20 protein-coding genes are annotated in these 22,369 nt (G+C 70.4%); 3 read left to right on the plus strand and 17 right to left on the minus strand.

Annotated features, from left to right (window positions below):
* Positions 1-19: 19 nt before the first annotated feature.
* From mltG to ACIPV1_RS04020, 6 genes are all read right to left on the minus strand, one after another.
* Entirely contained in the window at positions 20-1,600 is a 1,581-nt protein-coding gene (mltG, locus tag ACIPV1_RS03995; RefSeq protein WP_123937791.1) for an endolytic transglycosylase MltG, read from the minus strand.
* Positions 1,601-1,689: 89 nt separating this feature from the next.
* On the minus strand, positions 1,690-2,133 hold the full coding sequence (ruvX, locus tag ACIPV1_RS04000; RefSeq protein WP_185094197.1) for a Holliday junction resolvase RuvX: 444 nt from the start codon (positions 2,131-2,133) through the stop codon (positions 1,690-1,692).
* An 8-nt stretch (positions 2,134-2,141) separates the two neighbouring features.
* On the minus strand, positions 2,142-4,799 hold the full coding sequence (gene alaS / locus ACIPV1_RS04005; protein ID WP_123937789.1) for an alanine--tRNA ligase: 2,658 nt from the start codon (positions 4,797-4,799) through the stop codon (positions 2,142-2,144).
* A gap of 80 nt (positions 4,800-4,879) precedes the next feature.
* Entirely contained in the window at positions 4,880-5,062 is a 183-nt protein-coding gene (locus tag ACIPV1_RS04010; RefSeq protein ID WP_111083901.1) for a hypothetical protein, read from the minus strand.
* Between the two features lie 132 nt (positions 5,063-5,194).
* Entirely contained in the window at positions 5,195-5,824 is a 630-nt protein-coding gene (gene rpsD, locus ACIPV1_RS04015; RefSeq protein ID WP_111083900.1) for a 30S ribosomal protein S4, read from the minus strand.
* Between the two features lie 223 nt (positions 5,825-6,047).
* On the minus strand, positions 6,048-7,400 hold the full coding sequence (locus ACIPV1_RS04020; protein WP_111084157.1) for a replication-associated recombination protein A: 1,353 nt from the start codon (positions 7,398-7,400) through the stop codon (positions 6,048-6,050).
* Positions 7,401-7,529: 129 nt separating this feature from the next.
* On the opposite strand from ACIPV1_RS04020, the gene ACIPV1_RS04025 reads away from it, so the two are divergent.
* Both ACIPV1_RS04025 and ACIPV1_RS04030 read left to right on the plus strand, forming a co-directional pair.
* Positions 7,530-8,348, plus strand: a complete 819-nt coding sequence (locus ACIPV1_RS04025; protein WP_123294306.1) for a peptidylprolyl isomerase — start codon at positions 7,530-7,532, stop codon at positions 8,346-8,348.
* A gap of 113 nt (positions 8,349-8,461) precedes the next feature.
* Positions 8,462-9,694 carry a DUF349 domain-containing protein gene (locus ACIPV1_RS04030; protein WP_173168634.1) on the plus strand — a complete coding sequence of 411 codons (1,233 nt, stop codon included), beginning with the start codon at positions 8,462-8,464 and terminating at the stop codon, positions 9,692-9,694.
* Between the two features lie 102 nt (positions 9,695-9,796).
* Here ACIPV1_RS04030 and ACIPV1_RS04035 read toward each other — a convergent pair whose 3' ends face one another.
* The 5 genes from ACIPV1_RS04035 to ACIPV1_RS04055 are packed head-to-tail and all read right to left on the minus strand — an operon-like array spanning position 9,797 to position 13,050.
* Positions 9,797-10,759, minus strand: coding sequence for a bifunctional riboflavin kinase/FAD synthetase (locus ACIPV1_RS04035; protein WP_123937788.1), 963 nt, complete (start codon positions 10,757-10,759; stop codon positions 9,797-9,799).
* 8 nt (positions 10,760-10,767) lie between these two features.
* A complete protein-coding gene (locus tag ACIPV1_RS04040) occupies positions 10,768-11,214 on the minus strand; it encodes a hypothetical protein (RefSeq protein ID WP_123339724.1) in 447 nt (148 codons plus the stop codon).
* A 45-nt stretch (positions 11,215-11,259) separates the two neighbouring features.
* Positions 11,260-11,625 carry a hypothetical protein gene (locus ACIPV1_RS04045; protein WP_123937787.1) on the minus strand — a complete coding sequence of 122 codons (366 nt, stop codon included), beginning with the start codon at positions 11,623-11,625 and terminating at the stop codon, positions 11,260-11,262.
* Positions 11,622-12,581, minus strand: a complete 960-nt coding sequence (gene truB, locus ACIPV1_RS04050; protein WP_123937786.1) for a tRNA pseudouridine(55) synthase TruB — start codon at positions 12,579-12,581, stop codon at positions 11,622-11,624. Before truB ends, ACIPV1_RS04045 begins: the two co-directional genes overlap by 4 nt.
* Positions 12,582-12,603: 22 nt before the next feature.
* Positions 12,604-13,050 carry a hypothetical protein gene (locus ACIPV1_RS04055; RefSeq protein WP_185094180.1) on the minus strand — a complete coding sequence of 149 codons (447 nt, stop codon included), beginning with the start codon at positions 13,048-13,050 and terminating at the stop codon, positions 12,604-12,606.
* Positions 13,051-13,072: 22 nt separating this feature from the next.
* Between ACIPV1_RS04055 and ACIPV1_RS04060 the strand changes: the two genes are divergently transcribed.
* Positions 13,073-13,993: an A/G-specific adenine glycosylase gene (locus ACIPV1_RS04060; protein ID WP_395874988.1), complete on the plus strand. Its 921-nt coding sequence runs from the start codon at positions 13,073-13,075 to the stop codon at positions 13,991-13,993.
* Between the two features lie 72 nt (positions 13,994-14,065).
* Here the strand turns inward: ACIPV1_RS04060 and rbfA are convergent, their stop codons facing one another.
* The 6 genes from rbfA to ispG all read right to left on the minus strand — a co-directional run bounded on the left by rbfA (position 14,066) and on the right by ispG (position 22,355).
* Positions 14,066-14,530: a 30S ribosome-binding factor RbfA gene (gene rbfA / locus ACIPV1_RS04065; RefSeq protein ID WP_123294301.1), complete on the minus strand. Its 465-nt coding sequence runs from the start codon at positions 14,528-14,530 to the stop codon at positions 14,066-14,068.
* A gap of 110 nt (positions 14,531-14,640) precedes the next feature.
* Entirely contained in the window at positions 14,641-17,493 is a 2,853-nt protein-coding gene (gene infB, locus ACIPV1_RS04070; RefSeq protein WP_123339727.1) for a translation initiation factor IF-2, read from the minus strand.
* A 73-nt stretch (positions 17,494-17,566) separates the two neighbouring features.
* Positions 17,567-17,878 carry a YlxR family protein gene (locus ACIPV1_RS04075; RefSeq protein ID WP_111083891.1) on the minus strand — a complete coding sequence of 104 codons (312 nt, stop codon included), beginning with the start codon at positions 17,876-17,878 and terminating at the stop codon, positions 17,567-17,569.
* 66 nt (positions 17,879-17,944) lie between these two features.
* Positions 17,945-18,940: a transcription termination factor NusA gene (gene nusA / locus ACIPV1_RS04080; protein ID WP_111083890.1), complete on the minus strand. Its 996-nt coding sequence runs from the start codon at positions 18,938-18,940 to the stop codon at positions 17,945-17,947.
* 174 nt (positions 18,941-19,114) lie between these two features.
* On the minus strand, positions 19,115-20,866 hold the full coding sequence (locus tag ACIPV1_RS04085) for a proline--tRNA ligase (RefSeq protein ID WP_123937785.1): 1,752 nt from the start codon (positions 20,864-20,866) through the stop codon (positions 19,115-19,117).
* A gap of 355 nt (positions 20,867-21,221) precedes the next feature.
* On the minus strand, positions 21,222-22,355 hold the full coding sequence (gene ispG / locus ACIPV1_RS04090; RefSeq protein ID WP_123938104.1) for a flavodoxin-dependent (E)-4-hydroxy-3-methylbut-2-enyl-diphosphate synthase: 1,134 nt from the start codon (positions 22,353-22,355) through the stop codon (positions 21,222-21,224).
* Positions 22,356-22,369 lie beyond the last annotated feature (14 nt).

Below are 22,369 nucleotides of genomic sequence, written 5' to 3' on the forward strand. Positions count from 1 at the left end.
GCTGTGCGACGTCGCCGCCCTACTGGTAGTCGGGGTGCGCCCGGAGCCACGCCTGGAACTGCTTCACGGCGACGAGGTGCTCGTCGTAGGTGTTCGAGAACACCGTCTCGCCGGTCTCCAGGTTCACCGTCACGAAGTACAGCCACTTGCCCGGGGCCTCGTTCGTCACGGCCTTGATGGCGATGTCCCCGGGGTTCGAGATCGGTGCCGGCGGCAGCCCCTCGTGCACGTACGTGTTGTACGCGTTCGACTCGTCGGCGCGCTCTGCGTCGGTCGTCGTGACGGTGTGCGTGTTGCCCGTGCCGTAGGCGACGGTGGCGTCGGACTGCAGGCGCATGCCCTGGTCGAGCCGGTTCTGGAACACCCGCGCGACCTTCGGGTAGTCGGCGGCGAGGCCGGCTTCCTTCTGCACGAGCGATGCGAACACGATGACGTGCTCCTGGTCGGCCTCCTTGACGCCGGCGGCGGCCAGGTGCTCCTTCATCGTGTCGACCATCGACCCGAAGTACTGCTCCGCGGTCCACCCCGGGTTGATCGGGTACGTCGCGGGGAACAGCCAGCCCTCGAGCGTGGTGACGCCGGACGGCAGGTCGTACGCGGACACGTCCTTCGCGGCCTTGGCGACCTCGGTCTTGGTGAGCCCGGCCTTCGAGACCATGCCGGCCTCGATGTCCGCCAGCGCGGTGCCCTCGGGGATCACGATCGAGGCCTGCACGCGGTTCTTCTCGTCCTTCAGCGCGGCCAGGGCCGACTTCGAGCTCATCTGCTTCTTCAACGAGTACGAACCCGGCTGGAACTGCACGTCGGGCGACGCCAGCAGCAGCTTGTAGAAGACCTTCGAGTCCTTCACGACCCCGCTGCGCTGCAACGTCGCGGCGACGTTCTCGCCGATGTCGCCCTGCTTGATCGTGATGGTGACCTTGGCCTTGCCGGAGCCGGTGTAGTCGTCCGGTTCGGTCGAGCCGCTGACCGCGGCGACGATCTGCTGGATCTTCGGGGCGGCGAACGCGTACGCGCTCACCCCGCCGGCCACGACCACGGCGACGATCACGATGCCGGCGATGAGCGGCCCGCGACGGCGCTTCGGGCGCGGTTCGCGCGGTGGCCTGGAGGCTCCCCCGCGTCCGCCACGGCCACCACGTCCGCCGCCTCCCGCGGCTCCACCGCCACCGGTGCGCCCGGCGTCGTCGGTACCGTCGGGCCCGTCGGACCCGGCTCCGCCGGCGGCGGGCGCCGAGGGTACCTCGCCGGTCAGCAGCGCGGCGACCTCGGGATGGAGTTCGGGGGCCGCCTGCTGCGGTCGCACGGGCTCCGGTGCCGGCTGCTCGCGGGGAGCGGTCGAGTCGGGGTCCACGCGGTCGGCGGCGGCGAGCTCCTCGGGTGCCGGCTCGGAGTCGGGCCCGGGAACGGCGTCGCGACGAGCGCGTTCCGCTTCGAGCGCCCGAGCCTCGCGGCGGGACATCGGACGGTCCGGCTGCGGGGTCACCCGCGCGGAGTCGTCACGGTCATCGGTACCTGCTGCGCGGTCGGAAGTGGTCTTCCGCCGCTCGGCTTCGTTGCCGGGCGCGATGATCGCGTTCCAGTCCAGATCGTCTGCCAACGGTTCTCGGTCTCTCGGTCGGGAACTCCGCCTGGGCACCGTCGTCCTCGGGTGACGGAAGGGCAGCCGGGTCGCGGTGGGTTGCCCTGTCAGGGAAGCGTGGTGCCCGGAGGGGCACCGGCACTGCGTTCGTGGTCGAGCGCGTGTTGCAGAATGATAACAGCGGCCGCTTGGTCGATCACGGACCGCGACTTCTTCGTGTTCTTGCCGGCCTGGTGCAGTCCGCGTTGCGCGGTCACCGTGGACAGCCGTTCGTCGACCAGCCGGACCGGGCGGTGCTCGGCGATCCGGGCGGCGAACGCCCGGGCGTCCTCGGTCGACGCGGTGTCGCCGCCGGACATCGACAGGGGCAGTCCGACGACGAGCTCGAGCACGTCGTACTCGTCCGCGATCTCGAGGATCCGACGCAGGTCGGTCGAGTCGTCGCGGCGCACGGTCTCGACCGGCGTCGCCAGCAACCCGTCGCGGTCGCACACGGCGATCCCGATCCGGGCGCGGCCGACGTCCACGCCGAGCCGCCGCCCGGACCGGATCGCCACGATCAGCCCGCGATCCGAGCGGTCACGGCGCGGAGCGCAGCCGGGAGCGCAGCCGGCTCGGTGCCGCCGCCCTGGGCCAGGTCCGGCTTGCCGCCGCCGCCACCACCGAGCACACCGGCGGCCTCCTTGGCGAGCGGACCCGCCTGGACGCCCGCGGAGCGCGCCGCGTCGTTCGTCGCGACGATCACGATCGGCTTCCCGCTCACCACGGCACCGAGCACGACGACGGCAGCGCCGTCACCGAGCTGCGCACGGACCCCGGTCGCCAGCGAGCGCAGGTCGTCGCCGGACTGCAGGCCGTCGACGGTCTCGGCCACGACGGTCGTCGTGCCGACGGTCGTCGCGGTCCGTGCGATCGACGGGACCCGTTGCTGCAGGTTCGCCGACTCGAACTCGGCGATCCGCTTCTGCGCAGTGCGGAGGTCCTCCATGAGCGACTGCACACGCGTGGGCAGGTCGGCACGGGGGGCCTTCAGCGCGCTGGAGAGCTGCGAGACGATGGTCCGCTCGACCGCGAGGTCACGGAAACCCTCGAGCCCGACGAGCGCTTCGACACGACGGTTGGTCGACCCGACGCTCGACTCCCCCACCAGGTTGACGAGTCCGATCTGGGCACTCGAGGCGACGTGCGTCCCACCGCAGAGCTCGCGCGACCACGGACCACCGATGTCGACCATGCGGACCTCGGCGCCGTACTTCTCACCGAAGAGCGCCTGCGCACCGAGGGCCTTGGCCTCGTCGATCGGCATGATGCGGGTCGAGACCTCGAGGTCGGTGCGGATCGCGGTGTTGACGACCTCCTCGATCTCGGAACGGGTCGCGAGCGAGATCGGCTGCGACCACGAGAAGTCGAGGCGCATGTAGCCGGACTTGTTGTACGAACCCGCCTGCAGCGCCTCCGGGCCGAGGATGTCGCGGAGCGCGGCGTTCACCAGGTGCGTCGCGGAGTGCGCCTGCGTGGCGCCGCGACGGTACTCGGCGTCGACCACGGTGCTCGCCGCGTCGCCCACGCCGACCTCGCCCGAGCGGACCTGGACGGTGTGGCTCCAGAGGCCGGCGACGGGACGCTGGACGTCGAGGACCTCGAGGTCGAAGCCGTTGCCGACGATCGATCCCTGGTCGGCGTCCTGGCCACCCGACTCGGCGTACAGCGACGTCTCGCCGAGGACGACCTCGGCGATGTCGCCCGCCACGGCCCGGTCGACGCTGACGCCGCCGACGATGATGCCGAGCACGTTCGTCTCGGCCTCGAGCGCGTCGTAGCCGAGGAAGACGGTCTCGCCCTTCGCCCGGAACGCGCTGTACACGCTCAGGTCGGCGATCGCGGTCTTCTTGCTCTTCGCATCGGCCTTCGCCCGGGCACGCTGCTCGGACATCAGGGTCTCGAACGCGGTCCGGTCGACGTGGACCCCGGCCTCTTCGGCCATCTCCATCGTCAGGTCGATCGGGAACCCGAAGGTGTCGTGCAGCAGGAACGCGGTGTCCCCGCCGATGGACGGCGCACCGTCCTGCTTCGCGCGCTCGACGGCGACGTCGAGGATCGTCGTGCCCTGCGCGAGCGTGCGGAGGAACGTCTCCTCTTCCGCGTAGGCGATCCGCGCGATGCGGTCGTAGTCGGAGGCGACCTCGGGGTAGGCGTCGCGCATCGCGTCGCGGGACGCCGGGAACAGCTCCGGGAACGTCGCGGTCTCGACCCCGAGCAGGCGCATCGCACGGACCGTGCGGCGCAGCAGCCGACGCAGGATGTACCCGCGGCCCTCGTTCGATGGGCTCACACCATCGGCGATGAGCATGAGCGCGGAGCGCACGTGGTCCGCGATGACCCGCATGCGGACGTCGTCCTCGTGCACGGCGCCGTAGCGGCGGCCGGAGATCTCGGACGCGCGGTCGAGGACCGGGCGGACCTGGTCGATCTCGTACATGTTGTCGACGCCCTGCTTGATGAAGGCGACGCGCTCGAGCCCCATGCCGGTGTCGATGTTCTTGTTCGGCAGCTCGCCGGTGATCTCGAAGTCGTACTTCGAGCGGACGTCCGCGATCTGGTACTGCATGAACACGAGGTTCCAGATCTCGACGTACCGGTCGTCGTCGGTGGCCGGGCCGCCGTCGATGCCGTACTCGGGCCCGCGGTCGAAGAAGATCTCGGAGCAGGGACCTGCGGGTCCGGGCTGGCCGGTGGACCAGTAGTTCGTGTCCTTGCCGAGTCGCTGGATGCGCTCCTCGGGCAGGGAGGAGTGCTGCTTCCAGAACGCGATCGCCTCGTCGTCGTCCTCGTAGACCGTCACCCAGAGGTCGTCGGGCGAGAAGCCGAGCCCGCCGTCGGACTCCGGGTTCGTCAGGAACTCCCAGGCGAACTGGATCGCCTGCTCCTTGAAGTAGTCGCCGAACGAGAAGTTGCCGTTCATCTGGAAGAACGTGCCGTGGCGAGGGGTCTTGCCGACCTCTTCGATGTCGTTCGTGCGGATGCACTTCTGCACGCTCGTGGCACGGGGGTACGGCGCGGGGACGAGCCCGGTCAGGTACGGGATGAACGGCACCATGCCGGCGACCGTGAAGAGGAGCGACGGGTCGTCGGAGACGAGGGACGCGGACGGGACGACGGTGTGGCCGCGGTCACCGAAGTACTGGAGCCAACGGCGGCGGATCTCTGCGGTCTGCATGGTGCTTCCTGGGTTCAGGTCGGGGGTGGGAGGTGGAGGCGGGACGACGGTGCGGCCGGACCGCGGTGGAGCTCGACGACTCAGACGTCGGTGCGGAGCTCGGCCCCGCGGGACCGGTACCCGTCGGCGACCGCGCCTGTGAAGGCCTTCGTGCTCGCGTCGACGACGGCGAAGAGCCGTGCGCCTCCGGGGGTCCTGGCGACCTGGTGCGCCACGGCGAACCCGATGACGACGCCGACCGCGACGAAGAACAGCTGCTTCACGGTGCCTCTCCCTCTGTGCACCCTGGCGGTGCATGCCCGGACAAGCTTAGCCGCCGGGCACTTCGGGGCCGGAACGCCGAACGGCGGGCCGTCCTCGAGAGGACGACCCGCCGTTCGGGTGTGATCAGTGGATCAGCGAGCTGCGTAGTACTCGACGACGAGCTGCACTTCACAGGTCACGGGGACCTCGGCGCGCTTCGGGCGACGCACGAGGCGGGCCTGGAGCTTGTCGATCTCGACCTCGAGGTAACCCGGGACCTTCGGCAGGACTTCCTGGTGGCCACCGGCAGCGGCGACCTGGAAGGGCTCCATCGACTCGGACTTCGGCTTGACGTGGATCAGCTGGCCCTCCTTGACGCGGAAGGAGGGGCGGTCCACGAGCTTGCCGTCGACCAGCAGGTGACGGTGCACGATCAGCTGACGGGCCTGCGCGGTGGTGCGGGCGAAGCCGGCACGGACCACGAGGGCGTCGAGGCGCTGCTCGAGGAGCTCGACCAGGTTCTCACCGGTCAGGCCCTTCGTCTTGCGGGCCTCTTCGAAGACGATGCGGAGCTGCTTCTCGCGGATGCCGTACTGGGCGCGCAGACGCTGCTTCTCACGGAGGCGGACGGCGTAGTCGCTGTCCGCACGACGGCGCGTACGGCCGTGCTCACCGGGGCCGTAGGGGCGCTTCTCGAGGTAACGGGCCGCCTTCGGCGTCAGCGGGATGCCGAGTGCGCGCGACAGGCGGGTCTTGCTGCGGGTACGTGACTTGGTAGACACAGGGTCCTTTTCTCTGTTCGAACTGAATACTCACCGGAGGCCGGGCACACGAGTGCCCGTGGCCCCGACGACGGGATCCAGAGGGATGAGCCTGTGGGATCGGACGGCTACAGTCCGAACCTCTGCCCCCGTACCACCGGAGTGGCACTCTGTCCTCAACGCAGCCGTGCTCGAGGACCAGGACGTAGGCCCGGCAATGCTAGCAGGAAGTCGACGCGCCGTCCTACTGCCCGCGGGTGATCTTCCGGAGTCGTTCGAGCCGCGGACCGACCTCGCGCTCGTAGCCGTTCGCCGTCGGGGTGTAGTACTCGGTGCCCTCGAGCGCATCGGGCAGGTACTGCTGCTCGGCGACCCCGTGCTCGGCATCGTGCGAGTAGACGTAGCCCTTGCCGTGGCCGAGTCGCTTCGCCCCGGCGTAGTGCGCGTCGCGCAGGTGCATCGGCACGGTTCCCATCCGGCCGGCCTTGACGTCCGCCATCGCCGCGTTCACACCGTTGTAGGCGGCGTTCGACTTCGGCGCGGTCGCCAGGTACACGACGGCCTCGGCCAAGGGGATGCGGCCCTCGGGCATACCGATGAGCTGCACGGCCTGGGCCGCCGCGACGGCGATGGGCAGCGCCTGCGGGTCCGCCATGCCGATGTCCTCGGACGCCGAGATGATGATCCGGCGCGCGATGAACCGGGAGTCCTCGCCCGCCTCGATCATCCGCGCGAGGTAGTGCAGCGCGGCGTCGACGTCGCTCCCCCGCACCGACTTGATGAACGCGCTGATGACGTCGTAGTGCTCGTCGCCCTGCCGGTCGTACCGCAGGAGTGCACGGTCGACGGCCGCGGCGACGGTGTCCGCGTCGACCACCGGCACGGTGTCGTCGTCGTCGTCCTGGGCCGCGGTGGCCGAGGCCGCAGCGGCCTCGAGCGCCGTGAGGGCGCGTCGGGCGTCACCCGAGGCCAACCGGACGATGGCCCCACGTGCCTCGTCACCGAGGACGACCGCGCCACCGAGGCCGCGGGGGTCCTCCACCGCACGGTCGACGAGCATGCCGAGGTCGGCGTCGGTGAGCGGCTTGAGCGTCAGGAGCAGGGACCGGGACAGCAGCGGGGAGATGACCGAGAACGACGGGTTCTCGGTCGTGGCCGCGATGAGGATCACCCACCCGTTCTCGACCCCGGGCAGCAGGGCGTCCTGCTGGGCCTTGCTGAACCGGTGGATCTCGTCGAGGAACAGCACCGTCGTGGACCCGTAGAGGTCGCGGTGGGTGAGGGCCTTCTCCATGACCTCGCGCACGTCCTTGACGCCGGCGGTGACCGCGGAGAGCTCGACGAACTCGCGCCCGGACTGCCGCGCGATGGCCTGCGCCAACGTGGTCTTGCCGGTGCCGGGAGGACCCCAGAGGATGACCGACACACCGCCCGGGTTGTCGCGGGTACCGGTGGCGAGCTGCACGAGCGGCGACCCGCGGCCGAGCAGGTGCTGCTGGCCGGCGACCTCGTCGAGGCTGGTCGGGCGCATCCGGACCGCGAGCGGGACGGAACCCTGCGCGAGACCGGCGCGACCGCCCGTCGTGGGCGCACGCATGCTCGAACGGTCCGCTGCCATGCACCAATCGTAGGCCGACCCACTGACAGCCCCGCGCCTCCCAGGCCGTTGATGGTGACGACTCGGATACGCTCGTTCCACACTGCGACGAGAGGGCAGAACAGCACCGTGGCACCGAAGAACCCAGCGCGCGACAACCGCGAGGCGCGCGAGCGCCTCCGTCTCTACCAGGCCCGCCAGGGACTCCACGACCGGCAGCGCCGCCGGCGGGTGCGCGACAACCTGGTCGGCGCCGGTGTCCTCGTACTGGTCGCCGCCCTGGCCACCGGGTCGCAGCTCGCCTTCGCGGGCTCGCAGGGGAACGGGTCGGCGGACGCCAGCGCGAGCGCCACGGCCACGCCGACACCGACGCCCTCGGCGAGTGCCACGGCGGCGAACACGGGCGACGTGCCGAGCAAGGAGATCGCGAAGGGCGCGACCTGGACGGGCTCGCTGACGCTCAACAAGTCGATCGACCTCGGCATCGAACTGGACGGCGCGAAGGCCCCGCAGGCCGCGAGCGTCGAGATCTCGTTGATCAAGGAGCAGTTCTACAACGGCACCACCTGCCACCGGCTCGCCGACAGCGACGGGCTGAAGTTCCTGCAGTGCGGTTCGGCGAACGGCGACGGCACGGGCGACGCCGGGTTCGAGTACGGCCCGCTCGAGAACGTCCCGAGCGACGGCGTCTACGACGAGGGCACCATCGCGATCGCGCGGTCGACGTCGCCGTACTCGCAGTCGACCCAGTTCTTCATCGTCTACGGCGACACCACGCTCGACGGCTCCACGGGCGGCTACACGGTCGTCGGGAAGGTCACGAGCGGCCTGTCCGAACTCGAGTCGAAGATCGCCGCGAAGGGCATCTCGTCGCCCGGCCAGGACGGCACCGGTGAGCCGAAGGTGGCGACGACGATCACCGCGGCGACCATCGCCCAGGAGAAGTAGTCCACAAGCCGTTGCGTCCGGCGGGCCGCGGAGCCCGTCCGTGCAATAGGCTGACGACCTGACCGTGCCGACGGTGACGTCGGCGATGCACGACCACGATCGAGGCGAGACCTGTGGGATCTGACGAAGCAACGACCTGGGGGCGGGTCGACGAGAACGGGACCGTGTACGTCCGGTACGAAGAGACCGAACGTGCTGTCGGTGAGTACCCGGACGCCACCCCCGAAGAAGCCCTCGCCTACTTCGCGCGGAAGTACGCCGACCTCGAGGGGCAGGTGAAGATCGCCGAGCAGCGCGTCCAGCGTGGTGCGTCGGCGAACGACGTCGCCCGGACGGTCGAGCACCTGACGACCCTGGTGGCCGAAGCCCGCGTGGTCGGTGACATCAAGTCGCTCGAGACCCGCGTGGGTGCGCTCACCGAGCAGCTCGGCTCGCTCACCAAGGAGCAGGCGGAGCAGGCGCAGCAGGCCCTGAACGACGCCCTGGCGCACCGTGCGGCCCTGGTCGAAGAGGCCGAGGCACTCGCGGCGGTCGACCCGGCACGCGCGCAGTGGAAGCAGATCACCGCGCAGCTCGACGACGTGTTCGCCCGCTGGCAGCAGCACCAGCACGACGGCCCGCGCATCCCCAAGAACGAGGCCAACGAGCTCTGGAAGCGGTTCCGCGCAGCGCGGTCCACCGTCGACCAGCACCGTCGCGCGTTCTACTCCGAGCTCGACGCGCAGCACCGCGACGCCCGCACCCGCAAGCAGGAACTCGTGACCCAGGCCGAGGCACTCGCCTCGCGCGGGTCCGACGCGATCCCGGACTACCGCCAGCTGCTCGACGACTGGAAGAACGCCGGGCGCGCCGGCAAGCGCCACGACGACGCCCTCTGGGCGCGGTTCAAGGCCGCCGGTGACGTGCTGTTCGAGCAGCGCCACGCCGAGAGCGCAGCAGAGGACGAGGAGTTCTCGGGCAATCTCGAGGCCAAGCAGGCACTCCTGACCGAGGCCGAGCCCCTGCTCAAGGCGACCGACCGGGTCGCGGCGCGCAAGACCCTGACCGGCATCCAGCGCCGCTGGGACGAGGTCGGTAAGGTCCCCCGCGCGGATGTCCGTCGCATCGAGGACCGCCTGCGTGCGATCGAGGACCACGTGCGTGGCCTCGAGGACGCGCACTGGAAGGAGTCCAACCCGGAGCGCAAGGCCCGGCAGACCGGACTCGCCAGCCAGCTCGAGGACGCCATCGGCAAGCTCGAGTCCGAGCTCGCCGACGCGCAGGCCTCCGGCGACGCCCGCAAGATCAAGGACGCCCAGGAAGCGCTGGACGCCCGCAAGATCTGGCTCGACGCCCTCGGCAGCTAGTCACCGCACACGATTACGCCCCCGTGACCGATCGGTCGCGGGGGCGTCGTCGTGTGGTGCCGTGTGGGCACTGTCTGCTGGCGTCCGGTGTGGCGCCGCCGTTCAGACCGGCGTGGGCAGGCCCAGCAGCAACCGGATGTCGAGGTCGTCCTGCCGCATCTGCGTGGCGAGCTCGTCCATCGAGTCGAACTTCACCATGCCGCGGACGTACGAGACGAACAGCACCGAGATGCGGTCGCCGTACAGGTCGAGGTCGACGTCGAGCAGGTGCGCCTCGATCTGCTTGGCGGGCACGCCCTCGAACGTCGGGTTGTTGCCGACCGAGACGGCCGCCGGGTACACCGTGCCGTCGTGCAGCACGCGCGCGGCGTAGACGCCGTCGGCCGGTGCGAACCCCTCGAACGCCGGGTCGAGGTTCGCCGTCGGGTACCCCATGGCGCGCCCGCGCTGGTTGCCGTGCACGACCGTGCTGCGGACCGCGTGCTCACGGCCGAGCAGCCGGGCGGCCTCGGCCACCCGCCCGTCGCCGAGCAGTTCGCGGATCCAGGTCGACGAGACGCGTCGCTCGCCGTCGGGGCGGACGTCGTCCACCAGGTCGACGTCGTCGATGAGCTCGACCGTGAAGCCGTGCTGCTCCCCCAGGGTGCGGAGCAGGGCGACGTCGCCGGCACCCTTCGCCCCGAAGCGGAAGTCGCTGCCGACGAAGACGAGCCGGGCGTGCAGGGTGTCGACGAGGATCTCGGACACGAACGCCTCGGGCGACTTCGACTGCAGTTCCTCGTCGAAGCGGAGCAGCAGGGTGGCGTCGACCCCGGCGTCGTCGAGGAGCTCGCGCCGCTGCGCCGTGCTCGTGAGGGCCGGCGGGACGTGCTGCGGGTCGATGACGTTGAGGGGGTGCCGGTCGAACGTCACCACGGTGGCGACCAGGCCCTGTTCGTGGGCGGCGCGCTCCAGGTGCGCGATCACCGCGCGGTGTCCGACGTGCACGCCGTCGAACTTGCCGATCGTGACGGCGCTCGGACCGAAGCCCTCGGCCACGTCGGCGATGTCGTCGTAGAACTGCACGGCTGCTCCTACTCGCCCACGGGGGCGGTGGTCGATGCGGGCACCGGTTCGACCGTCGCGGTGCGGTGGTGCTTGCGGAGCCACCAGAGTCCGGCGATCGGCAGCACCAGCGGCGCGAAGGCGTAACCCATGCCGTAGTACGACCAGATCGTGTCGTCGGGGAAGAGCTGCCGGTCGAACAGCGAGAGCGTGCCGATGACGAGCACACCGGTCATCTCGAACACGATCGTGACGCACGCGACGCGGTACCAGAAGCGTCCGGGCACGATCAGGGCGATCATCGCCACGATGTACACGACGGCGGCGATGGCGCTCACCGTGTACGCGAACGGCGCGAAGGAGAACTTCTCGATGATCTGCACGACGCTCCGGCCCGTCGCCGCCAGGGCGAGGATGCCGTACACGGCGATGAGGACGCGGCCGATGCCGGTCGCGAGTGAGGATCTGGTCGCCATTGCACCGATTCTACCGACGTGCGCGGACCACCATGACGCTCGGCGTCAGTTCAGGGCGAACCAGATCTGGTACATCCGGTAGATCATGACCGCGACGGTGAAGGCGCCGGCGCCGAGGACGACGGTGCTCCACTTCGTGCGGTCCACGAGCGCCCAGACGATGGTCGCCGGCGGCACCAGGAGCACCGACACGGCGTAGACCCCGAACTCGAGGGCGTTGCCGTCCGGTGGGCTGCCCGTCGCGGGCAGCACGATGGAGATGACGCCCTGCACCAGGAGCAGGACCTCGATGAGCGCGAGGGACCCCACGGTGTAGTCGTTCGGCTTCCAGCCGATGAAACCGACCACGACGGCGAACAGCCCGGCCAGGACCGCGACGACGAGCTGGACCCACATGAACCACTCGATCACGCGTGCGCCCCGTTCTGCGACGCCGGAGCAGCCGGCGCCGGGAAGTTCGTGATGACCCGGAGCAGTCCGCGCCGGACCGAGACCAGTCCGACGAGGCGATCGTCGTCGACGGCCACCGCGGCCACCGGCTCGTCCGAGTCGGGGTGGTCGGCTGCGACGCGCTTGCCGTCGGTCAGGTCCTTCGCCGCGGCCGCGTCGAGCGACACCGACGAGAACAACCGGCGTGCCACGTCAGCGGGACGAGCGAGCGCCGCGCGGACGTCGACGGCGTCGTCCTCGAGGTCGATCGCGTCGGCCACGTCGAACGGACCGACCTGGGTGCGGCGGAGCGCGGTGAGGTGCGCGCCGGTGCCGAGGGCAGCGCCGACGTCGCGTGCGAGAGCCCGGACGTACGTGCCGGACGAGCAGGTCACGACGACGTCGAGGTCGACGACCGCCACCTCGGCACCGTCGACCGTGACGGTGCGGTCGTTCCGGCCGGTAACGTCGAACCGCGAGACGGTGACCGTGCGGGACTTCAGCTCGACGGTCTCACCCTTGCGCGCCAGGTCGTACGCGCGGCGCCCGTCGACCTTGATCGCGCTGACGGTGGACGGGACCTGGTCGATCGTGCCGCGCTGCAGGGCGACGGCACGTTCGACGGACTCGTCCGAGACGTCCGCTGCGGCGACGCCGGTCGCGGCGGACGGGGTGCCGTCGGCGTCGTCGGAGTCCGTGGACACGCCGAGCCGGATGGTGGCGGTGTAGGTCTTGCCGAGGCCCACCAGGTGGGTGAGCAACCGGGTGGAGTGCCCGATCCCCAGGAGCAGCAGCCCGGTCGCCATCGGGTCGAGGGTCCCCGCGTGGCCGACCTTCTTCAGACCGAGGCGGCGGCGGGCGATCGACACGACGCGGTGGCTGGAGATCCCCTGCGGTTTGTCGACGAGGAGGATGCCGTCCGGCACGGTTTCGAGCACCAGAAGAGATTACCAGCGCCGGTCAGCAGGCGTCGTTCCACTCGCGACGAGGGTGCTCGGGATCGGTGACGTCGAGGACAGCGGAGGCGGCGATCTTGACGTCCGCCCGACGTTCGAGCCGGCCGGCTTCCTGCTCGACCCACAGCGACCAGCGCCAGAGCCCGCGGACCCCCGGGGCCAGCAGCCCGTGCCCGTGCACGACCAACACGCCGTCACCGGCGCCGGTGGTGCGGAACGGGGCGACCACCTCGTCGCGCAGCGTGTCGGGATCGGTGGACGGCGACGTCGCGGCCATCGCGGACACCCCGTGCTGCTCGAAGCCGGCCACCAGCGTGGCGGCGACGTGTTCGAGATCGGTGCCGTCCTGCCCGTCGATGCCGATCACGGTCCGGTTCGTGCCGACCTGCGCGATCACCTCAGCAGCGATCGCGGCCATCGTGTCGGTCTCTTCGGGTGCCCAGCGTGCCATGCGTCCACCGTAGGCTGTCGTGGTGAACGCGAGCAGTGCCTCCCAGCCGGATGTGGAGAACGCGAGCGTCCCCGACATCGCGACCCCGTTGACCACCTGGTTCCGACAGGAGGCGCGCGACCTGCCGTGGCGTCGTCCCGGCTTCCCCGCGTGGGGCACCCTGGTCAGCGAGATCATGCTGCAGCAGACGCAGGTCGCGCGCGTGATCCCCCGACTGGAGGCGTGGCTCACCCGGTGGCCGACGCCTGCGGACCTCGCGGCGTCGCCCCCGGCGGACGCGGTGCGTGCCTGGGACCGGCTCGGCTACCCGAGACGCGCGCTCGCGCTGCACGCGGCGGCCACGGTGATCGCCACCGAGCACGGCAACGTCGTCCCACGGGACGTCGAGGCGCTGCTCGCGCTGCCGGGGATCGGCGACTACACGGCGCGGGCCGTCGCCGTGTTCGCGTACGGCGACCGGCACCCGGTCGTCGACGTCAACGTGCGGCGGGTCCTGAAGCGCGCGCTCCTCGGCCAGGGCGAGCCCGGGCCGGCGAAGGCCAAGGACGACCTGCCCCTGATGGAGTCCGTGCTGCCGGCCGACCGCGACGACGCCGCTGCGACGAACGCGGCGGTGATGGAACTCGGAGCGCTCGTGTGCGTCGCCCGCTCCCCCGCGTGCGACGCGTGCCCGATCGCGGACCGCTGCGCCTGGCGTGCGGCCGGGTACCCCGAACACGACGGGCCACGCGCCCCGAAGCAGGCGAAGTTCGCCGGCAGCGACCGGCAGGTGCGCGGGCTGATCATGGCCGAGCTGCGCGCGAGCGACGTGCCGGTCACCCGGTCGGAGATCGAACCGGTCTGGCCGGACGCCGATCAGCGGGACCGAGCGCTCGCGTCGCTGCTGCGCGACGGACTGGCGGTCGGCGACGACGCCACCGGGTACCGGCTGCCGGACGCCTGACGTTTCCGCCGGGCACGACGCACGAGCGCCCCGCCGCACACGGTGCAGCGGGGCGCTCGGACGCTCGTCGGGCTACGCCCGCGCCACGTCCTGCTCGTCGTCGGACTCGTCGTCCTCGTCCTCGTCGTGCTTGTACGGGTCGGCGTCGCCGGCGAACGTCGCACCGACCGACGCAGCTCGCACCTGCTCGTCACGCACCTGGGCCTGCACGAGCAGGTCCTCCATGTGCGCCGAGGTCTCCGGCAGTGCGTCGGCGATGAACTCGAGCGACGGGGTGAGCCGCGCCGTGATGTTCTTGCCGACCTCGGAGCGGAGCATGCCGGTCGCGGCCTTGAGTGCCGCGGCGGAGTCGGCGCGCTCCTCGTCGGTGCCGTACACGGTGTAGAAGACCGATGCGTGCTGCAGGTCTCCGGTCACGCGGACGTCGGTGATCGTCACGAACCCGAGACGCGGGTCGCGCAGACCCTTGTCGAGACGGCGTGCGACGACTTCCTTGATGCGGTCCGCCATCTTGCGTGCGCGCTGCGGATCGGCCATGGGTGCCTCCTGAGGCAGTGGCGGGACGTTCCCGCCGGTGGTTCTGCGTGGAAAGGGGTCGGGCCCCGACCTCCCGCGAAGGGAGGCCGGGGCCCAGGGTAGTCACACGATCAGTCGCGCGGCTTCTCGACGAGCTCGGTGGTCTCGATCTCGTCACCGATCTGGAGATCGTTGAACTTGCCGAGACCGATACCGGCCTCGAAGTCCGTACGGACCTCGGTGACGTCGTCCTTGAAGCGACGGAGCGACTCGATCGCCAGTCCGTCGGCCAGGACCACACCGTCACGGATGACGCGCGCCTTGGCGTTGCGCGTGATCGTGCCGGAGCGGACGATGACACCCGCGATGTTGCCGAACTTCGAGGAGCTGAAGACCTCGCGGATCTCGGCGACACCGGACTGGACCTCTTCGTACTCGGGCTTGAGCATGCCCTTGAGGGACTGCTCGATGTCGTCGAGTGCGTTGTAGATGACCGAGTAGAAGCGCACGTCGATGCCTTCGCGCGCCGCACGCTCACGGGCCTTGACGTCCGGACGGACGTTGAAGCCGACCACGATGGCGTTGTCGATCGTGGCGAGGTCGATGTCCGACTCCGTGATCGCACCGACACCGCGGTGGAGGATGCGGAGCTGGACGCTGTCGTCGACCTCGATGTCCAGGAGCGACTGCTCAAGTGCCTCGACGGCACCGGAGACGTCGCCCTTGATGATGAGGTTGAGCGAGTCGACCTTGCCCTCTTCGAGTGCACGGGTGAAGTCCTCGAGCGAGATGCGCTTGCGGGCCTTGGCCAGCTGGGCGTTGCGCTCGGCGGCTTCACGCTTCTCGGCGATCTGACGTGCCGTGCGGTCCTCTTCGGTGACGAGGAACGTGTCACCGGCGCGGGGCACCGAGGACAGACCCTGCACCTGGACCGGGCGGCTCGGCGTGGCGGCCTTGACCGCGACACCGTTCTCGTCGGTCATCGCACGGACGCGGCCGTAGGCCGTGCCCGCCACGATGGCGTCGCCGACGTGCAGCGTTCCGGACTGGATGAGGACGGTCGCCACCGCACCACGGCCCTTGTCGAGCCGTGCTTCGATCGCGACGCCGCGGGCGTCCTTGTCGGGGTTCGCACGCAGGTCGAGCCCGGCGTCAGCGGTGAGCAGCACGGCGTCCAGGAGGTCCTGGATGCCGATGTTCTGCCGAGCCGAGACGTCGACGAACATGACGTCTCCGCCGTACTCCTCCGCCACCAGGTTGTACTCGGTGAGCTGCTGGCGGACCTTGGCCGGGTTCGCGCCTTCCTTGTCGATCTTGTTCACCGCGACCACGATCGGCACGTTGGCCGACTGCGCGTGGTTCAGGGCCTCGATCGTCTGGGGCATGATGCCGTCGTCCGCCGCGACCACGAGGATCGCGATGTCGGTGACCTGCGCACCACGAGCACGCATGGCCGTGAAGGCCTCGTGACCCGGGGTGTCGATGAACGTGATCGGACGCTCGATGCCCTCGTGCTCGGTGACGATCTGGTACGCACCGATGTGCTGGGTGATGCCACCGGCTTCACCCTCGACGACCTTCGAGTTCCGGATCGCGTCGAGCAGTCGCGTCTTACCGTGGTCGACGTGACCCATGACGGTCACGACGGGGGGACGGACCTGCAGGACGGAGTCGTCCTCGTCGGCGTACTCGGCATCGATGTCGATGTCGAAGCCCTCGAGGAGCTCCTTGTCCTCGTCCTCGGGCGAGACGATCTGGATCTTGTAGCCCAGCTCGTCACCGAGGACCTCGAAAGTCGCCTCGTCCAGCGACTCGGTCGCGGTCGCCATCTCACCGAGGTGGAACAGCACCGTGACCAGGTTGCCGGGCATGGCGTCGATCTTGTCCGCGAAGTCCGAGATGCTCGCACCACGACGGAGTCGGACGACCGTGTTGCCGTCGCCACGAGGGACCTGCACACCGCCGAGCGACGGGGCCTGACGCATCTCGTACTCGGCGCGCTTCGTCCGCTTCGACTTGCGGGCACGGCTCTTGCCGCCACCGCGACCGAACGCACCGGCGGTACCACCACCGGGGCCACGACCACGGCCACCGCCACCGGCGGGACGCGGGCCGCTGAAGGCCGGACGCGGGAAGCCGCCACCGGCACCGCCGCCGGCACCCGGACGGGCGCCACCGGGGCCGCCACGACCGCCACCCTGGCCCGGGCGCTGCCCGAAGCCGTTGGGACGGTTCGCCTGACCGGGTCCACCCGGACGCGGTGCACCCGGACGCGGGACGCCGGGACGCGGGGGCTGCGGACGCGGGATGCCCGCTCCACCGGCACCAGCGGCGGGGCGCTGGCCCATGCCCTGGTTCGAAGCGAAGGGGTTGTTGCCGGGGCGCGGCGGGCGCGAGCCCATGCCCTGGTTCGACGCGTAGGGGTTGTTGCCCGGACGTGCGCCGGGCTTCGGGCCACCGGGCTTCGGGCCGGCAGCGGCGGGCTTGGCACTCGAGCCAGGCTTCACCGCGTCGGTCTTCGGCTCGTCACCGGTCGAGTCGGCCGGCTGCGTGGCAGCCTGCTGCTCGGCGGCGGCCTTCTCGGCACGGGCCTTCTGTGCGGCCTCGGCCTCAGCCTGTCGCTGGGCGACGGACTTCGGTGCGGCCGGGGCCGGGACGTCCTCGGCAGCAGGTGCTGCCTGGACCTCGGGCTCCGGTGCGGGTGCCGGACGGACCGGGCCGGGGCGCGGGCCACCGGGCTTCGGCGCGCCGGACGCGGGCGTGCTGCTCTTGGCCGGCGTGCTCGGCGCGGGGGCCGAGGCTGCGGGCTTGGATGCCGGGACACCGTCCGCCTGCAGGGCGGCACGGAGCTTCCGGGCAACGGGGGGCTCGATGCTCGAGCTGGCACCCCGGACGAACTCGCCGAGCTCCTTGAGCTTCTCGAGTGCGGTCTTGCTGTCGACGCCGAGCTCGCTTGCGATCTCGTGTACGCGTGGTTTAGCCACTGTTCTCCTTCACGGGTCCCACCCCGTAAAGGGCAGGACTCAATGGATGACGGGTCTCATTTCGAGCCGCTCATCAGTTGTCCATAAGCCGTTCAGCCTGTTCTGTCATGTCCGGGCGCTCGGTCGACGCTCGTGAGAGGCCGACGATGTGGTCGAGCACCGCGGACGTGTCGGGATCGCGATCCAACCGGAGCGCACGGCGGAAAGCCCTGCGCTTGACGGCCAGATCGTAGGCATCGACGGTCGGTGTGAGCCATGCTCCCCGGCCCGGCATGACTGCCTTCGGATCCGCCACGACGCGGCCATCGCTCAGGGCGACGACTCGGAGGAGTGAGGATCGGGAAGCGCGACGACGACTGCCGATGCACGTTCTGACGGGAACCACTCTACTCCTTGCCTCGGACGTCCGCGATCCGGCGCGCCCTTCTGGGCACGCCGGCGGCGAAATCGCCTAGTCGTCGCCGTCCAGGATGGAGTCCGGCTGGATGTCGATCCGGGCCCCGGTGAGCTTGGCAGCCAGGCGGGCGTTCTGCCCTTCCTTGCCGATCGCGAGCGACAGCTGGTAGTCCGGCACGAGTGCGCGGACGGCCTTGGTCGACGCGTCGAGCACGAAGGCGCTGGTCACCTTGGCCGGCGACAGGGCGCTCGCGACGAACGCCGACAGGTCCGGGGACCAGTCCACGATGTCGACCTTCTCGGCACCCAGCTCGTTGGTGACCGCACGCACGCGCGCACCGAGCTCGCCGATGCAGGCACCCTTCGCGTTGACGCCGGGCTCGTTCGCCTTGACCGCGATCTTCGTGCGGTGGCCGGCTTCGCGCGCGAGCGACGTGATCTCCACGACGCCCGAGGCGATCTCCGGCACCTCGAGGGCGAAGAGCTTCCGGACCAGGCCCGGGTGGGTGCGCGACACCGTGATCTGCGGACCCTTGTTGCCGCGGGCGACGCTCGTCACGTACACGCGGATGCGCGAACCGTGCGCGTAGGACTCGCCCGGCACCTGCTCCTCGGGCGGCAGGATCGCCTCGACCGTGCCGAGGTCGACCATCACCATGCGCGGGTTCGGGCCCTGCTGGACCACCCCGGCGACGATGTCGCCTTCCTTGCCGCGGAACTCGCCGAGGATCTTGTCGTCACCGATGTCGCGCAGGCGCTGGTTGATGACCTGCTTCGCCGCGAAGGCCGCGATGCGACCGAAGTCGCTCGGCTGGTCGACGGCTTCACCGATGACGGTGCCCTCGTCGTCGAGCTCGGGGACGTAGACACTGACCTCGCCGGACTTGCGGTCGAGCTCGACACGCGACTGCGCGTGGGCCGGCTCGCCGTTCTCTTCGGCGTGCTTCTGGTAGGCGGTCAGGATGGCAGATTCGATGATCTGGACCAGTTCGTCGAACGGGATCTCCCGCTCGCGCTCCATGAGTCGCAGGACTGCGAGATCGATCTTCACCGAGGTGCCTCCGTATTCAGATGAGTCGCTCCTGCGGATGGAACCGTCGCAGAAGTCGGCCACAAGCGTACCGCACTGCGACTCGCGGACCCGAGCACGGATGCACGGGAGGCCCGTGGCGGCGTCGCCACGGGCCTCCCGTGCGTCGGGTGGTCGCGTCCAGGACGCGACCCGCTAGATCGCGCGGACCGCGTCGAGCAGCTCGGCGACCGGCACGTCGCGGCGTTCGCCGCTGGCACGGTTCCACAGCTCGACGACGCCGTCGGCGGCGCCGCGGCCGGCGACGACCACGATCGGCATGCCGAGCAGCTCGGCGTCGCGGAGCTTGACGCCGGGCGACACCTTCGGACGGTCGTCGTAGAGCACGTCGAACCGCTCGCCCTCGAGCTCGGCGACGATCGACGTCGCCAGCTCGTAGGCGACCTGGTCACGGCCGGTGGCGACGATGTGCACGTCGAACGGTGCGACGTTCTTCGGCCAGGCCAGGCCCTTGTCGTCGTTGTGCGCCTCGGCCAGGATCGCCAGGATACGCGTCACGCCGATGCCGTACGAGCCCATCGTGACGGTCGCGAGCTTGCCGTTCTCGTCCTGCACCTTGAGGCCCAGGGCCTCGGCGTACTTGCGGCCGAGCTGGAAGACGTGCCCGATCTCCATGCCGCGGGCGGTCTCGAGCGGACCCGAGCCGTCGGGCGACGGGTCCCCCGCGCGGACGTCCGAGACCTCGGCGACGCCGTCGGCCACGAAGTCACGGCCGGCGACCAGGCCGGAGACGTGCACGCCGCGCTCGTTGGCGCCGGTGACCCAGGCGGTGCCGTCGACCACGCGCGGGTCGACGAAGTACCGGATGCCCGTGGCGCTCTCTGCGCCGAGGACCTGCGGACCGATGTAGCCCTTGACCAGGCCCTTGTGCTTCTTGAAGTCGTCGTCGCCTGCGGCTTCGACCTCGGCCGGGGCGAACGCCACCTCGGCGCGCTTCAGGTCGACGTCGCGGTCACCGGGGAGCCCGACGACCACGACCTCGCGCGTGCCGTCCAGGTGCGTGAGGGCGAGGACGACGTTCTTCAGCGTGTCCGCGGCGGTCCACGGCGCGCCGTCGCGCGGGGCGACCTCGTTCGCGTGGGCGACGAGCGTGTCGATCGTCGGGGTGTCCGACGACGGCAGGAGCACCGCGTCGGGCTGCCCCTCGATCGGCAGGGACGCGGGCACGGGCGTGACGTAGGCCTCGACGTTCGCCGCGTAGCCGTTGGCGCTGCGGACGAAGGTGTCCTCGCCCACGGCGATCGGGTGCAGGAACTCCTCCGACTTGGAGCCGCCCATCGCGCCGGCGTCCGCCTTGACGATGACGTACTCGAGGCCGAGGCGGGCGAAGATCTTCTCGTACGCGTCGCGCATGACCTGGTAGCTGCGCTCGAGGCCCTCGTCGGTGAGGTCGAACGAGTACGCGTCCTTCATGGTGAACTCGCGACCGCGCAGCAGACCCGCGCGCGGGCGTGCCTCGTCGCGGTACTTGTCCTGGATCTGGAACAGCGTGACGGGGAGGTCCTTGTACGACGAGTACAGGTCCTTCACCAGCAGCGCGAACATCTCTTCGTGCGTGGGGGCGAGCAGGTAGTCGGAACCCTTGCGGTCCTGCAGGCGGAACATGCCGTCGCCGTACTCGGTCCAGCGGTTCGTCGCCTCGTACGGCTCGCGCGGCAGCAGCGCCGGCAGCAGCACTTCCTGCGCACCGGCAGCGACCATCTCGTCGCGGATGATCCCCTCGATCTTGGCGCGCACCCGGAGACCGAGCGGCAGCCAGGCGAAGATCCCCGGGGACTGGCGACGGACGTACCCGGCGCGGACGAGCAGCTTGTGGCTCGTCACCTCGGCGTCGGAGGGGTCGTCGCGGAGCGTACGGAGGAACAGATGCGAAAGCCGTGTGACCACGGGGCCAGCCTAGCGGCGTGCGCCGACGGCGCGGCACGGGAGGGGGCGCACCGTGCGAGGTTCGCCGCACGGTGCGAGGTCCGGGCGGGCGCGCACCGTGCGGTGTCACAAGCGCGCACCAGACTGCTTTCCCGTCACGGGTTCGCGAAGTCCGCACGGTGCGAACGGGACGCCAGGTGCCAGGCCGCCACGGGCCTCCCGTCCGGCACGCCGCGACGCTCGTCGTGCGCGGACGCGCACCGTGCGAGGTTCGCCGATCGGTGCGGCCTCAGCCGCACCGTGCCGCCCGCTGACCCCGCACCGAGCCGTCAACCCGGCACACAGTGGCGGAATCCGCACCGTGCCGGAGCGCGCGCTACGGGGTGGTGATGACCTCGGGGGTGCCGAGCGCGGCCTCCGGCCCCATCTCGTCGGCGATGCGGTTCGCCTCGGCGATGAGGGTCTGCACGATCTCGTGCTCCGGCACCGTCTTGACGACCTTGCCCTTGACGAAGATCTGGCCCTTGCCGTTGCCCGACGCCACGCCGAGGTCGGCCTCGCGCGCCTCGCCGGGGCCGTTCACGACGCAGCCCATGACGGCGACGCGCAGGGGGACGGACATGCCCTCGAGGCCCTTGGTGACGTCGTTCGCCAGCTGGTAGACGTCGACCTGGGCCCGGCCGCAGCTCGGACACGAGACGATCTCGAGCTTGCGTTCGCGCAGGTTGAGTGACTGCAGGATCTGCAGGCCGACCTTGACCTCTTGCGCGGGCGGCGCGGACAGGGACACGCGGATGGTGTCACCGATGCCCTCGGCCAGCAGGATGCCGAACGCGGTGGCGCTCTTGATGGTGCCCTGGAACTCGGGGCCGGCCTCGGTCACGCCGAGGTGCAACGGCCAGTCGCCGGCGGCGGCGAGCTGGCGGTAGGCCTTGACCATGACGATCGGGTCGTTGTGCTTGACCGAGATCTTGAAGTCGTGGAAGTCGTGCTCCTCGAACAGGCTGGCTTCCCACACGGCGGACTCGACGAGCGCCTCGGGCGTGGCCTTGCCGTACTTCTGCAGCAGGCTCGGTTCGAGCGACCCGGCGTTGACACCGATGCGGAGCGACACGCCTGCGGCCTTCGCCGCGGCGGCGATCGCACCGACCTGGTCGTCGAACTTGCGGATGTTGCCCGGGTTCACGCGGACCGCGGCGCAGCCAGCGTCGATCGCCTGGAACACGTACTTCGGCTGGAAGTGGATGTCGGCGATGACCGGGATCTGCGACTTCTTCGCGATGATCGGCAGCGCGTCGGCGTCTTCCTGCGTCGGCACGGCGACCCGGACGATGTCGCAGCCCGATGCCGTGAGCTCGGCGATCTGCTGCAGCGTCGCGTTGATGTTCGTCGTCGGGGTCGTGGTCATCGACTGGACGGACACCGGAGCATCGCCGCCCACGAGCACCTTGCCGACCCGGATCTGGCGCGACTTGCGTCGGGGGGCGAGGGTTTCGGGCGACTTGGGCATACCGAGGTTCACAG

The organism is Curtobacterium sp. NPDC089991 (assembly GCF_044748425.1).
Lineage (GTDB): Bacteria > Actinomycetota > Actinomycetes > Actinomycetales > Microbacteriaceae > Curtobacterium.